This is a genomic window from Spirulina sp. CCNP1310, from assembly GCF_034932185.1.
GTDB lineage: Bacteria > Cyanobacteriota > Cyanobacteriia > Cyanobacteriales > Spirulinaceae > Spirulina.
This window is the reverse complement of record NZ_JAYGHW010000039.1, coordinates 39,872-52,968: the sequence shown is the minus strand read 5'-3', so window position 1 is coordinate 52,968 and position 13,097 is coordinate 39,872. Positions and strand designations below refer to the sequence as shown.

Annotated in this window: 12 protein-coding genes, 2 tRNA genes and 1 pseudogene; 5 read left to right on the top strand and 10 right to left on the bottom strand. The window is 50.4% G+C overall.

Translation table 11 applies throughout. The features are described from left to right. Nucleotides 1-51: 51 nt before the first annotated feature. Nucleotides 52-1,374 (bottom strand): sensor histidine kinase, encoded by a 1,323-nt coding sequence (locus VB712_RS08315; protein ID WP_323254018.1) that lies wholly within the window; start codon nt 1,372-1,374, stop codon nt 52-54. A 249-nt stretch (nt 1,375-1,623) separates the two neighbouring features. On the opposite strand from VB712_RS08315, the gene VB712_RS08310 reads away from it, so the two are divergent. Then, on the top strand, nt 1,624-2,289 hold the full coding sequence (locus VB712_RS08310) for a class I SAM-dependent methyltransferase (protein ID WP_416236294.1): 666 nt from the start codon (nt 1,624-1,626) through the stop codon (nt 2,287-2,289). A 27-nt stretch (nt 2,290-2,316) separates the two neighbouring features. Next, nucleotides 2,317-2,400, top strand: a tRNA-Leu gene (locus tag VB712_RS08305). A gap of 150 nt (nt 2,401-2,550) precedes the next feature. On the opposite strand, the gene rfbB is transcribed toward VB712_RS08305, so the two are convergent. After that, nucleotides 2,551-3,663, bottom strand: a complete 1,113-nt coding sequence (gene rfbB / locus VB712_RS08300; protein ID WP_323254014.1) for a dTDP-glucose 4,6-dehydratase — start codon at nt 3,661-3,663, stop codon at nt 2,551-2,553. Nucleotides 3,664-3,726: 63 nt separating this feature from the next. Between rfbB and VB712_RS08295 the strand changes: the two genes are divergently transcribed. Then, a complete protein-coding gene (locus tag VB712_RS08295) occupies nt 3,727-4,587 on the top strand; it encodes a shikimate dehydrogenase (protein WP_323254012.1) in 861 nt (286 codons plus the stop codon). On the opposite strand, the gene VB712_RS08290 is transcribed toward VB712_RS08295, so the two are convergent. The 7 genes and pseudogenes from VB712_RS08290 to VB712_RS08260 form a co-directional block, all read right to left on the bottom strand. Further along, nucleotides 4,584-4,949, bottom strand: a complete 366-nt coding sequence (locus VB712_RS08290; protein WP_323254010.1) for a hypothetical protein — start codon at nt 4,947-4,949, stop codon at nt 4,584-4,586. The two genes, VB712_RS08295 and VB712_RS08290, sit on opposite strands and share 4 nt — an antisense overlap. Before the next feature lie 21 nt (nt 4,950-4,970). Beyond that, nucleotides 4,971-5,405 carry a hypothetical protein gene (locus tag VB712_RS08285; protein ID WP_323254009.1) on the bottom strand — a complete coding sequence of 145 codons (435 nt, stop codon included), beginning with the start codon at nt 5,403-5,405 and terminating at the stop codon, nt 4,971-4,973. Between the two features lie 18 nt (nt 5,406-5,423). Next, nucleotides 5,424-5,945 carry a 1,2-dihydroxy-3-keto-5-methylthiopentene dioxygenase gene (locus VB712_RS08280; RefSeq protein WP_323254007.1) on the bottom strand — a complete coding sequence of 174 codons (522 nt, stop codon included), beginning with the start codon at nt 5,943-5,945 and terminating at the stop codon, nt 5,424-5,426. Beyond that, nucleotides 5,942-6,574 carry a methylthioribulose 1-phosphate dehydratase gene (gene mtnB, locus VB712_RS08275; protein WP_323254006.1) on the bottom strand — a complete coding sequence of 211 codons (633 nt, stop codon included), beginning with the start codon at nt 6,572-6,574 and terminating at the stop codon, nt 5,942-5,944. Before mtnB ends, VB712_RS08280 begins: the two co-directional genes overlap by 4 nt. A gap of 157 nt (nt 6,575-6,731) precedes the next feature. Further along, nucleotides 6,732-7,649: pseudogene (locus VB712_RS08270) on the bottom strand (tetratricopeptide repeat protein). A gap of 520 nt (nt 7,650-8,169) precedes the next feature. Further along, nucleotides 8,170-9,468: a P-loop NTPase fold protein gene (locus VB712_RS08265; RefSeq protein ID WP_323254004.1), complete on the bottom strand. Its 1,299-nt coding sequence runs from the start codon at nt 9,466-9,468 to the stop codon at nt 8,170-8,172. A gap of 45 nt (nt 9,469-9,513) precedes the next feature. Then, nucleotides 9,514-9,651 carry a hypothetical protein gene (locus VB712_RS08260; protein ID WP_323254002.1) on the bottom strand — a complete coding sequence of 46 codons (138 nt, stop codon included), beginning with the start codon at nt 9,649-9,651 and terminating at the stop codon, nt 9,514-9,516. A 128-nt stretch (nt 9,652-9,779) separates the two neighbouring features. On the opposite strand from VB712_RS08260, the gene VB712_RS08255 reads away from it, so the two are divergent. Further along, complete coding sequence (locus VB712_RS08255; protein ID WP_323254000.1) at nt 9,780-11,219, top strand: alanine/glycine:cation symporter family protein; 1,440 nt, start codon at nt 9,780-9,782, stop codon at nt 11,217-11,219. Here the strand turns inward: VB712_RS08255 and VB712_RS08250 are convergent. Further along, nucleotides 11,193-11,265: transfer RNA gene (locus VB712_RS08250), tRNA-Arg, on the bottom strand. The two genes, VB712_RS08255 and VB712_RS08250, sit on opposite strands and share 27 nt — an antisense overlap. A 157-nt stretch (nt 11,266-11,422) precedes the next feature. On the opposite strand from VB712_RS08250, the gene VB712_RS08245 reads away from it, so the two are divergent. After that, nucleotides 11,423-12,967 carry a hypothetical protein gene (locus tag VB712_RS08245; protein WP_323253998.1) on the top strand — a complete coding sequence of 515 codons (1,545 nt, stop codon included), beginning with the start codon at nt 11,423-11,425 and terminating at the stop codon, nt 12,965-12,967. The last annotated feature ends 130 nt before the right edge of the window (nt 12,968-13,097 follow it).

The window sequence follows — 13,097 nt, the reverse complement described above, 5'->3', positions numbered from 1 at the left end:
GGATCTAAAAGATCTAAAAAACCAATCCCCTCAATCCCCATTCCCCATTCCCTAAAACGGCAACAACACTTCAAAGGCCGTCCCCTCCCCCAGGGTAGAAACCAATTTCAATTCCCCTTGATGCTTTTCCACCACCACCTGATAACTAATGGCCAACCCTAAGCCCGTGCCTTTGCCCACAGGTTTCGTGGTGAAAAAATCATTAAAGATTTTCTGTTGATTTTCGAGGGGAATCCCTGGCCCATTGTCAATAATTTTAATACTAATCCCTTGACCGGCTTTATACTGCTCTAGATAGCGGCTGACAATTTTAATTTCCGGCTGCCAATCCAGATCGGGATTTTGCTCTTTCTTTTCCATTAAGGCATCAATAGCATTGGCCAGTAAATTCATAAAGACTTGACTCAGTTGCCCAGAATAACAGGCAATTTCCGGCAAATTATCATAGTCCTTCTGGATGATAATATCATGCTTGGTTTTATTTTCAAGAATTAACAATGTGCCATCAACGCATTCATGGACATTAATAAGCTGTTTTTTCTGATCATCAATGCGGGAAAAGTTCCTTAAGCTGGTGACGATATGTACCAAGCGTTCCGATCCCAGTTGAATGCTTTTGAGGATTTTCGGCGCATCTTCGAGGATAAATTCTAAATCGATTTCATCTTTTAAATCTTTGATTTTTTGGCTCGGATTTTTGACCTCTTCTTCAAAACAGGTAATCAGTTCGAGCAGATTCGTATAGTAATCGGTGAGAAATTCAACGTTACCATTAATCGAGTTCACCGGATTTTTAATCTCATGGGCAACCCCTGCTACCATGCGCCCTAAGCTGACCATTTTTTCCGTCTGCATCCGTTCGGCATAACTGGTTTGATCGAGGAGTTGGCTGGTGAGTTGATGGATGCGGGATTGAGCGAGGAGCAGTTGATGGACATCAACGAGGTAGTAGGTTCCCCGCTCTTCCGCATGGACGAGGATCGGCTCATAGATGAGTTCTGGCGATCGCTCTAACGACCGTCTAGCCGCTTCAACAATCAGCGTCGTCTCGTTGAAAATATCACAGGGAACTTGGGTGAATTCATAGAGCGATCGCACCGGCCGCTTTAAAAATAACTCCAAAGCATAGGGGCGACTCATCCGCTCTAAAAACCGGCGGCGGGAAATCATCCCCACAAATTCCGAGTCTGCCTTTAAAACGACCCCCGGAAAGAGGGGATTTTGATCAAACAATTTTGCCACATCCATCACCAATTGATGGGCGGCAACTTCCACCTGATAGAGGGAAAGATCCCCTAGGGTTGAATCTAGGGCTAAGGTTTTTGTTTCAATTGCCGCCATCGGGGAAGCGCTGGGTTGAGAAAACAATGGCATAGAACGAGGAGGTTTAGGGCGATCAAGCTGGATCATGGCCGACTGGGGAATTTTTGTGCTTCTACTCTATCCTGATTTTTTTATCATTCGTCAGAATTAATACAGTTTTTTGGCAAGTTTAGTGAAGATCATAAAATCCTTAAACAGGTCTTAATCTCTTCTTTAATCAGAGTTATCAAATATGGTAGATTGATGGTTAATCGCCGTAATTTTACGGATAACTTAACGACCAACTTAATTGTATCTGTGATGCTTAATGATGATGCGATCAATCGCTGGACTACGCCAGATCATGCTTGGCAATATTTAAACCGTGCCGATCACATTCCCCACCGCCGGGAGGGGGAGCAGGTTTTGCTCGACCACATCCCGTTAAATGTCGGGCGGGTGTTGGATCTGGGGACGGGGGACGGGCGGCTGTTGGGGCTGTTGAAGGGCGATCGCCCCCCAATGGAAAGCATCGCCCTCGATTTTTCGCCGACGATGTTAGCCCAGGCGAGCGATCGCTTCCGGGAGGATCCCACAGTGACGGTGGTAGCCCATAATTTGGATCAACCCTTGCCGGATTTGGGGAATTTTGAGGCGATCGTCTCCAGCTTTGCCATCCACCACCTCAGCCACGAACGCAAACGCAGTCTCTACGGGGAAATTTTCGCCCGGCTCCAACCGGGGGGCATTTTCGCCAATCTTGAACAGGTTGCCTCCCCTTCCCCCGCCCTCCATCGTCATTTCATGGAGTCCATCGGCTATGGCGATCAACCCGATGACCCCTCCAATCAACTCCTCGACCTCCACACCCAACTCACTTGGTTAACAGATATTGGCTTTGAGGATGTGGACTGTTATTGGAAATGGCTAGAGATGGCCCTGATGATTGGCGTGAAACCCCTTGACAATGGCCAAAAGATTCAGTAAATTAGGTAATTGCGTTCAAGTTCAGTTGCGGAACTGGCGGAATTGGTAGACGCGCTAGATTCAGGTTCTAGTGGGAGTTTTCCTGTGCGAGTTCAAGTCTCGCGTTCCGCATTGATTAAAAGCCCCCATTGATGACAATGGGGGTTTTTAATGGGGGCAAACCCTTTAGATTTGTCGCGAAGTCTGGGGCGAAAAATTTTTGTGCCTCCGGCAGGCTTACGCCAACGCCCCTACGTTGATCCGCAACGGCTTCCCTCGGAGTTAGACGACACCGTACATTTTTTGATAGAACTGGTGATATTCCCCCGTGAGTAGCGGTTCCCACCAGTCCCGATGATCTAAATACCAGCGCACCGTTTCCCGTAACCCTTCCTCAATGCCAGTGGAAGGATTCCAACCCAAATGGATCGACATTTTGCGGGCGTTGATGGCATAGCGGCGATCATGGCCGAGGCGATCGTCCACATAGGTAATCAAATCCCTTGCGGGCCTGGTGGGCAGATCCACCGCCAGATCATCCATGAGTTGGCAAATAATATGCACCAATTCAATATTGCGCACTTCATTGTTGCCGCCGATGTTGTAGCGTTGGCCACGGTTGCCTTTATGAATTAACACATCAAGGGCGCGGCAATGATCCCTCACATAGAGCCAATCCCGGATGTGTTTGCCATCACCATAGACGGGGATGGGTTTACCCATGAGGATATTGATACAGGTGAGGGGGATCAGTTTTTCGGGGAATTGATAGGGGCCGTAGTTGTTGGAGCAATGGCTGATCAGGATGGGGATGCCGTAGGTGTGATAGTAGGCGCGTACCAAATGATCGCTGGCGGCTTTTGAGGCGGAATAGGGGCTGTTGGGGGCGTAGGGGGTGGTTTCGGCAAAGGCAGGGTCATGATCGCCTAAACTTCCGTAAACTTCGTCAGTGGAAATATGCAAAAAGGCCCATTTTTTAGGGGGGAGTTCGCTAAAATCCGCCTGTTGCCAATAGTGGCGGAAGGCTTCGAGGAGGGTGAATGTTCCGACAATATTGGTTTGAATGAAGGCATCGGGGGCGAGGATGGAGCGGTCAACGTGGGATTCAGCGGCGAAGTGGGCCACGGTGTTGATCGCTTCTGTGGCTAACAGTTCATCCAGGAGGGGGCGATCGCCAATATTCCCTTCCACAAAGCGGAAATTCTCACTCCCTTCTAGGTCTGCAAGACTCTTCCGGTTGCCCGCATAGGTCAAGGCATCCAGCACCACAATTCGATCCTGGGGGTAGGTCTTGGCCCAATGGTGAACGAAGTTACTACCAATGAAACCTGCTCCTCCGGTAACGAGAAGGCGGCGTGGCCCACGTACCTGTGGGGATGAAGGGGTGGAAGTCATGAAGATGGATACAATGTAGGGTTAATGCTCACCCCAATTATGGCACAGTTCCCGTCCTCTCCCATGACGAAAATTAACGGTAAAACGCAATTGCTCGGTGTGATCGGCTATCCCGTGGAGCATTCCCGCTCTCCGGCGATGCACAATGCGGCGATCGCCCAACTACACCGCAATTTCGTCTATCTCCCTTTCCCCATCGCTCCGGCGGATTTAACAACGGGTTTGGAAGGTCTTGCGGCCCTGGGCGTGGTGGGGTTTAGCGTCACGATTCCCCACAAGCAGACGATTATCCCCTTGCTCCAGGAAATCACCCCCATTGCCCAGCAAATTGGGGCTGTGAATACGGTGTGGCGCGTCGATCAGGCTTGGCATGGCACGAATACCGATGCCGCCGGGTTTATCGCCCCTTTGCAAGCCCTCGATTGGGATTGGTCGGGGGTGGCTCCGGTGGTGTTGGGGAATGGGGGAGCCTGTCGGGCGGTGGTGGCGGGCTGTGCTGAATTGGGTTGTCGGGAGATTCATGTGGTGGGGCGGGATGCGGAGCGGGTGGCGCGGTTCCATGCCAGTTGGCAGACGACGGCCTTGGGGGAGCGTCTCCAGGTTTATACCTGGGATGCCCTGCCCCGCCTCATCCCCGAAACCCGGCTACTCATCAACACGACTCCCATCGGCATGGAACCCCACACCGAGGATTCCCCGGTTCCGGTGGAATTATTGGCAACGTTGTCCCCAGGGGCGATCGCCTACGACTTGATCTACACCCCCCGCCCCAGTCGCTTTTTACAACTGGCCCAAAGCCAGGGGGTGTTAACCATCGATGGTACAGAAATGTTAGTGCAACAGGGGGCGATCGCCCTCACCCGCTGGCTAGGGGAACCCGCCCCCGTCGAGGCCATGCGTCAAGCCCTTTTAAAATCGCTCTAAACCCGTTGAAAATACATCCAATCTACATCTTTCATACAACTGAGCAATTCTAATAACTTTTTCATCCGATAGTGCCGTGGCTCTAGTCGCTCGCGGGGTAAATTTTCATCCAAATCTTGCAAAAAATTGCCTGTCTCCCTCAAAACCATTTCATTCAAATAAGTAACCAACATTGCCCGCGTTGGATTTTCCAAGGTAATAACCGGCAACTCTTCCCATTCACCATCAATCATAATTTTCATCAAACGAGAACGCCCAACCCAACCAAAATCTGATTCAATTAACCACTGATAAAAATCTTCAGAAAATTGAATCGAATGTGCTTTTTGATTTGACTTTCCATAGAAATTAAAACTGAGCATTTTAATCCTCCTAGAACACAATTATCTAAATTGCGACCTTGACACATTAGCCACAAAACTAATTCCCGCACCCGCTAGCTTTTTTTGACTAGGACGAGAAATTTTAGCAGCGCTCACCACAACGACAACAGTGCCTTTGGTAATAATGTATTCAGCCTCTTGACCACATAAATAAGTCGTTTTGATTTCGAGATAGCTTGCATCAGATAGCTTGCCTGAAGCCTGTTGAGTCAGCGGTTCATCAGGATTAAAAAAATGATGCATTTCATGGGCCCAGTCCTGAACAGCTAAAGCATCATTGCTATCCTCAAGCACAATGTCTCCTTTGGAATTGTTACCATAGGTTTCTTGACATTCAATCATTCGAGCGCGAAGTTGCTGCATTACCCAGTACTTTAAATTACGATGATCTTGGAGAACTTGAATGAGCTTGTCTTCATCAGACTGATCTGCCATTTTGACCTTAAAAAATGATCAATACATATATTGTTCGCTGATGCCGGAGCCGGTATAGAGGGGAGTCCAGCCTTCGGTGGTGGAGAAAATGCGGATCGCTTTGACGTTGGGAACTTCCCCCGCATCAAACCAATGCTTTGTCCCTTGGGGAACGGAAATAAAATCCCCCGCACAACAGCGGATATTAAACACCGGCTCACCCTCAAGATTGAACCAAAATAAGCCCTCCCCCTCCACAAAAAAGCGGATTTCATCTTCAGCGTGGGTATGTTCCGCCAGGAATTTGGCCCGAATGGCGGGGTAGTTTTCGATCGCCGGGTGAATATTGACCACATCCACCGATTGATAGCCGTGGGTGGCCATGTAGGCGTTGACCGGCTCGGCATAGGCGGCCAAGATTGCCGCCGGTTCAGCATCGGGGGCTAAATGGGCGGGGGTTGGCCACTGTTCAAAAATAATCCCGTGGCTGTTGAGGAAGGCTTGGATGTGGGCGGGGTCGGTGAGGGTTTCTTGGCTGACGGTTTTAAAAACAGTGGTCATGGATGCTGGATTTGGAGGAGTGCGAGTTCACATTCTAGCAAAAACTCCCACACATCTAAATGGCGTTTCGCTTCCCCCAGACTATCCCCCCAGGCATAGAGGCCATGGCGGGCAATGAGAAAACCAAAGTTTTGCAAGGATGCAATGGAGAGGCGATCGCACAGTTCCCCCATATCCTGACTATTCGCCACAATGGGGAGTCTAAGCTGGCAATCATGGGTATGGTAGCCACGAATCCCTTTAATAACTTCATAGTCTTGAAAGACTATTTCCCCCCGCTCTCGATTTGTTCCCTCTCGGCAATACAACCCCGACAACACCGTCGCCGCCACCGAATGACTATGCAAAATACATTTTGTATCAGGAAATTGGGCGTATAAAAAGCAATGGATCAGCGTTTCCGCTGAAGGTTTGCAATGGGCATATTCCGGCAAAGGCAACCCGTTTAAATCCACCTTCATCCAATCTTCCGGGCTAAATTTCGCTTTATCTACGCCACTGCGGGAAATGATAATTTCCCCCGCCGGATTGCGCCAAGAATAATTGGTTGAGGTGGCGGGCGCTTTGCCTTGGTGGTAAAAGGTTTGGATCAGATCGGCGAATGCTTGGTTTTGCTGTTGTTCATCCATGGCGTTTTGAGGGTCACGTTTGGCAATGATGTCGTGGGGATAATTTTACAGTTTTCTGGCGATCGCGGTTGATTTTGAGGGCATCGGGTCGGACAATATTTATGCTGTTTGCAGCGGTTCATAATGAAGGATTAGCACGGTTTCACAGGGCAATGTTTCAATGGCGAAGGTGGTTCCATAACCGGGAGCGAATCGCGTCACCCAAGGGGTGGGAGCGGAGGCGGATGTCGGGCAGTCCGGCAGCGAGGGCGGTGCGATAGAAGTTGATGCAATCATTTAATGCTGTATTGATATATGGATGACTCTCATCTAGACTCTCCGAAAAGATGGTAAATGCTTCTAAAAAGAGTGGTTCGGCTTCTTCATACAGTTCTTGAGCAAACTTCAAACGCCCAAAATTCCCACAACTCATGCCTAAGCTGGGATGGTTGGGGGGGAGGCTGGCGCGATCAATCGCCAAGGCTTCAAGGAAGAGGGGTTCGGCTTCCCCATATTTCCCTTGTGATCGCTATAACCCCGCCAAGTTATTAAGGTGCGTGGCTAAGTGGGGATGGTTGGGGGGGATGCTGGCGCGAACGATGGACAAGGCTTCAATGTAGAGGGGTTCGGCTTCCCCATATTTCCCTTGCGACTCGTATAACTCCGCCAGGTTGTTGAGGTGGGTTGCTAAGTTGGGATGGTTGGGGGAGAGGCTGGCGCGAGCGATGGACAAGGCTTCAAGATAGAGGGGTTCAGCTTCCCCATATTTCCCTTGTAATCGATATAAATTTGCCAGGTTATTGAGGGTTGTTGCCAATGCTACCGGATCAGAATCCTGCAACTTTTGGAGTTGTATCGCTTTGTTGTACCATGCGATCGCCTCTGCCACAGAACTTTTATACGCTGCGGCTCCCCTGCGCTCTGACTGATGCTCATAAGCCTTCCCTAACCCAACATAGAGCGTGGCAAGGATTGGATCATCCTTCGCATTTTTCAGGTGCTCTCGCTCCTCAACTAACTTCAGTAATTCCTCAATCGGCAACTCATCGTCATCATCTTCAAGGCTAAATTGCCGCTCATCCAAACGCTCGAACATTGTACCCCTAACCGGCACTATCCTCGGCAATGCTTTAAACCGGAATACATCCTTGCGCCAGCCCCAAAAATCCGGAGCCTTCTGCCCCACCACTGCCAATAGCCGTGATGAAACCCACAGGATGATGGGATATTTAAACTCCCGTAAACTTTCTCGTGTCCATTGCAGATACCCCAAAAACTGCGACTGCTGAGAACGAGATTCATCACCCAAAATTAACGGCAACAACGAATCCGCCCCCAACACCGTAATTACGCCCCTCGCCCCAGCTTGTAAACAAGGTTCCCGTTGCACCACCGTTGCCAAAGCTTTCCATAAACTTGGCTCATTCTGAGAAATTATAGCCCGATAGGCCGGGATGTCGGGAGCCAACTCTGCCTCGTACCGCTGAATAATTTCTTCCCGAAAGGCTGCATCATCACACACCGCTAGAAAGAGGCTCAACACACCATCACTAGCTGATACCGTGACGATCAGATCATCATAGGCATCCATGTTTTGGGCTTCAATGTGGGCGAAATCAACTGCTGCCATGGATCAACCCCTTGCGCTGCAACAAGTCCGTTACAATGGGATGCACGTCATACCACACCGCACTGTTGCGATATTCCAAGATATGCAAGCCATGAAGTAAATCTAAGAAGGCTTGATCCTTGGGATCATTGGGTAAAAAATTGGCATAGGTTGAGCTAAGAATGTCATAATCGGCCTTGCCGAGAGTGATTTCAAAATCAAGCCGTAAATCGTTGATAGCCTGCTCCAGAATATCTGAACTAATTTGGAGGTCGTGGCGGCTGGGATCGCGGCGCAACTCCCGTAGACAAATCCGACAACAGCGATTAGAAATACGGATTAGCTCCCGCAGTACACCACCGCTGGCTAGGGCAATTTCACGAGTCATCTCAGCCGACAATAGCTGAGACGGAATACGTTTGTTTAAAATTTTAACGAGGGTATCGACCGCGTCTTCTCGGTAAACAGGGTTGGCGTTGCGACGATCTTCTTTGCCCAAAAGTTTAGAGACAGGCATCACCACAATTTGATCATCCGATTCACTCTGTAAGGAAGCCCGTAGCGACGTATTTCGTAGGGACGAAATTGGAATGGTGTAGACAATGTTGAAACCTGGCAGAAATAAAGCTTTGATGTGATCTTGAAAAATGGGTTTAACCACAGATAAATCAAGCTTGTCGAGATCGTCAATGATCACCAAAACTTCCTTTGTACTACCGCGCTGTACTACTGCTGCAATTTCGTTCAGTTTCGCGACCAAATCTGTGATGTTGCGCTCAAATTCTTGTTTGATTTCGTTGCGGACAGAGGCTTCAGTTTTGAGCTTACCCACAAACCAATTCCAGAAGTTAAATCCGCCTGATATTTCGGCATGAAGAAGTTCTGTTTCAGTCTTTGTTCGTTTTGCAAACCACTTGTAAAACGACTCTTTAATAGCCTGAGAAATCTTGATATTTTCCTGTTCCGCTTTCCTCATTAGGTTGATCGCGATCGCAAACAGAATATTGATGTGGTTCACATCTGACATTTCGATTGTGTCGGCAATAGAAAAGACCGAAACAAAGTAGCGATCGTTGAGCTGTCGCCCTAATTTTGCAAGCAATGTCGATTTGCCACAGCCCCGATGACCCGAAAAAACAATTTTCGCATTGCGTGCAGCATTATCCTCAATGAGCTGCACCAATTCTTCAAGGGGGGCAACACCGTACTGCACCCAAAATTGCTCAAGTTCCTGCTGCTCAATCAGTGGCGTGAGATCCGTATTTTGATAAGCTTTCTGAAATGTTTGGAGGCGATCAGCAGACATAGGTACTTCGTTTAATCTCTGACATTTAGTATATTGCTTTGAGGACTAAATCAAATCAAAAACGGAACACACAGAAGCGAGATCGCTCTGCTGCCCAGTTTTCACCTCTTTTGCGATGATTAGGGCGATCGCCCCTCCCGCCGCCCCAAACGTCCCCAACCGACAAGCCAACGTTGAATCCATGATGATCGTTATGCCACGCTTGCCCCCATTTTAACGAGAAGAGAGCAATGGGCGATCGCGTACCTATCGCCCCCCCTTGCCCCATCCTCTACAATGGCGAGAATTAAGCCCTTTCCCCCTGAAAAACCGTGAGCCATTGGTTCAATGCCCTCGAAACCGCCCTGACTGAGTTGCTCCATCACCTCACCGCTTGGCTCTTTTTTCCCATTTTCGGCCTGCCGGCCATTGTCCTCTGGTCGATCGCCGGGACGGTGCTCCTCAGCCTCCGCCTGCGGTTTGTCAATCTGCGTTGTTTCGCTGAAGCGGTGACACTGTTGCGGGTGCATAACCAATCCCCCCAAGGGGTGAGTTCGTTCCAAGCCTTTACGACAGCACTATCGGGGACGGTGGGGTTAGGGAATATTGCCGGGGTGGCGATCGCCATTACGGTGGGCGGGCCGGGGGCTTGTTTCTGGATGACGGTGGCGGGGCTGTTAACGATGAATACGCGGCTGATTGAATGCACCTTAGGGCGGATCTATCGCGAAACCCGCAGCGATGGTACAGTATCCGGCGGCCCGATGTATTACCTGCGCCATGGTTTAGCGGCCCAAGGGAAACACCGCTGGGGCAAGATTTTGGCCGCTGGTTTTGCCCTCTGTTGTGTGGGGGCATCCTTGGGTTCCAGTGGGATGTTCCAGGCGGGGCAATCCTACCGCGCCCTTGCCCATGTGTTCCCCACCCTTGAGCCTGCCCATTATGGCCTGGCCTTGGCTTTGGGCGTGGGTTTGGTGACTTGGGGGGGAATTCACCGCATTGGCCAGGTGACGGCTTGGCTCGTGCCGGTGATGTGTGGCCTCTATGTGGGGGCGGCGTTGGTGATTGTGGTGAGCCATGGCCAGGCTGTGCCGGGGGCGATCGCCCTGATTTGGCAGGATGCTTGGCATCCGAAAGCGGGTCTTGGGGGGGCAATGGGGATGATGGTGTTGGGGTTCCAGCGGGCGGCTTTTTCCAATGAGGGCAATATTGGCACGGCGGCGATCGCCCATGCCGCGACGGAAGGAACCACGCCGGTACAGGAGGGGATTATTTCCACGTTGGAGCCGTTGGTGGATACGGTGGTGATTTGCAATTTAACGGCGTTGGTGATCATTCTCACGGGAGCCTATCAGGCCCCCCAATATGCCCAGTTTGCGGGGGCAGAGTTAACCAGTGCGGCCTTTGGTCGGGCGATCGCTTGGTTTCCTTGGGTATTGGCGATCGCCACTTTCTGTTTTGCCTTTTCGACGATCCTCGCCTGGGGTTATTACGGCCAACAGGCTTGGGGCTATCTGTTCGGTCAACGCCATCGGGGCATTTACCACAGTTTGCAACTGAGCCTCGTGTTTATGGGTACGGTGATTCGCCCGGAGTTGGTGGTGGAGATCAGCGATCTCGCCCTCTTGTTGATGGCGGTTCCCAATCTCTGCGGCCTCTATAGTTTAACGGGGGAAGTGCGCAGGGAATTACAGGCACATTTTAGCCCAGGGACATTTTCCCCCGATCGCATCCAACTACAACAACGCTCTGGACAGGGGTCGAACCTGTAACCGAACGCTTAGAAGGCGTTTGCTCTATCCTTTGAGCTACCAGAGCAAGCTAAAACACCCACCGGTGAGATGGGGTAGGGTCTATTGTAGCGGCAAGGCGGGCGATCGCGCCACTGTTCTAGGGGGGAGGGCGAAAGATTTTTGCCCCTACTGGAGTAGAGAAACCCTCTATAGTAGAAATGTCCTCACCTCCCATTACCACCATGCCCAAATGGTTCAACACTGCTGGCCCCTGCCAAGCAGATATTCACTATATGCTTTCCCCCACAGCGCGCCTCCCTGAAGTCGTGCAAATGATTGATCAGCGCGGCTACTTCATCCTCCATGCCCCCCGACAAGTGGGCAAAACCACCGCCATGATCGCCCTCGGTCAAGAACTCACCGCCAGCGGCAACTATACCGCCGTCATGGTATCCGCTGAAGTGGGGGCCGCCTTCCCCAAAGATGTTGGTATGGCTGAAGATGCCATGCTTGGCGTGTGGCGATCCGCCTGTGAAGCCCGCTTACCCAAGGAATTATTGCCGCCCCCCTGGCCCGAAGCCAAACCGGGAGAACGGATTAGCACAGCATTAAAAGCCTGGGCCGCTGCATCCCCTCGCCCTGTGGTTCTCTTCATTGATGAAATTGATGCTCTGCAAAATGAGGTGTTAATTAGCGTCCTGCGCCAAATCCGCGACGGCTATCCCAATCGCCCTCAAGAGTTTCCCCAATCCATCGCCTTGATCGGTTTGCGCGATGTCCGAGATTATAAAGTGGCTTCGGGAGGGAGTGAAAAATTGGGAACATCTAGCCCCTTTAATATCAAAGTTCGTTCGATCACCATGCGAAATTTTACCATTGCAGAAATGGTGGAACTCTATCAACAGCATACTGAAACAACCGAGCAAGAATTTACGCCGGAAGCCTTTGATTATGCCTATGAATTAACCAATGGCCAGCCTTGGCTGGTGAATGCCTTGGTTAAGGTCATTATTGAAGATATGAAAATCGTTGAAACTATTACCGTTGAACATTTTTATCAGGCAAAAGAAATCCTCATTCAACGCAATGATACCCACCTCGATAGTTTAGCAGAACGATTGCGAGAACCCCGCATTCGTCAAATTTTAGAGCCGATGTTAGCGGGGGAAGATCTGGGCGAAATCCCCCCTGATGATCGTCAGTTTGCCGTTGATTTAGGGTTGGTGCGTCGCCATCCGGCGGGGGGGTTGGTGATTGCGAATCCGATTTATCGGGAAGTGATGCCCCGAATGTTAGCCGGTGGCCCTAGAGATAGTTTGCCCTTGATTGCTCCCACTTGGTTAGATGAACAGGGCAGGTTAATCCCAGAAGCATTGTTAACGGCATTTTTAAAGTTTTGGCGGCAGCATGGTCAGCCTTTACTCAAGAGTGCGCCCTACCATGAAATTGCCCCCCATTTGGTGATGATGGCGTTTCTCCATCGGGTTGTGAATGGCGGGGGAACGTTGGAGCGGGAATATGCCATTGCTTCCCGGCGGATGGATTTATATCTGCGTTATGGGGAAGTCACCATTGCCATTGAACTCAAGGTCTGGCGGGATGGACGGCGTGATCCCTTGCCAGAAGGGTTAGAGCAGATTGATGATTATTTAGCGGGGTTGGGCTTAGATTGGGGATGGTTGGTGATCTTTGATCGCCGCTCTGGGTTGCCGGATATTGAGGAACGTACCACCTGTGAGGAGGCTGTGACGGCCACAGGCCGAAAAATCACCGTCATCCGGGGTTGAAATGCTCAAAACCCTAGGGGCGAGAAAGCTTGCACCTCCACATTATTTTTTACTGAGAAAATTATTGACAAAGAATATATCCATGTAGAGACTATTTATTGCAGTCTTCTACTCTCAAACGTCTGACCTT

Coding starts and splice junctions, on each gene's coding strand:
- VB712_RS08280 (WP_323254007.1), bottom strand. CDS start 5,945: ATGACCACTGTTTTTAAAACCGTCAGCCAAGAAACCCTCACCGACCCC.
- VB712_RS08260 (WP_323254002.1), bottom strand. CDS start 9,651: ATGGATTCAACGTTGGCTTGTCGGTTGGGGACGTTTGGGGCGGCGGGA.
- VB712_RS08315 (WP_323254018.1), bottom strand. CDS start 1,374: ATGCCATTGTTTTCTCAACCCAGCGCTTCCCCGATGGCGGCAATTGAA.
- mtnB (WP_323254006.1), bottom strand. CDS start 6,574: ATGGATGAACAACAGCAAAACCAAGCATTCGCCGATCTGATCCAAACC.
- VB712_RS08290 (WP_323254010.1), bottom strand. CDS start 4,949: ATGCTCAGTTTTAATTTCTATGGAAAGTCAAATCAAAAAGCACATTCG.
- VB712_RS08285 (WP_323254009.1), bottom strand. CDS start 5,405: ATGGCAGATCAGTCTGATGAAGACAAGCTCATTCAAGTTCTCCAAGAT.
- VB712_RS08310 (WP_416236294.1), top strand. CDS start 1,624: ATGCTTAATGATGATGCGATCAATCGCTGGACTACGCCAGATCATGCT.
- VB712_RS08245 (WP_323253998.1), top strand. CDS start 11,423: ATGCCCAAATGGTTCAACACTGCTGGCCCCTGCCAAGCAGATATTCAC.
- VB712_RS08265 (WP_323254004.1), bottom strand. CDS start 9,468: ATGTCTGCTGATCGCCTCCAAACATTTCAGAAAGCTTATCAAAATACG.
- VB712_RS08295 (WP_323254012.1), top strand. CDS start 3,727: ATGACGAAAATTAACGGTAAAACGCAATTGCTCGGTGTGATCGGCTAT.
- rfbB (WP_323254014.1), bottom strand. CDS start 3,663: ATGACTTCCACCCCTTCATCCCCACAGGTACGTGGGCCACGCCGCCTT.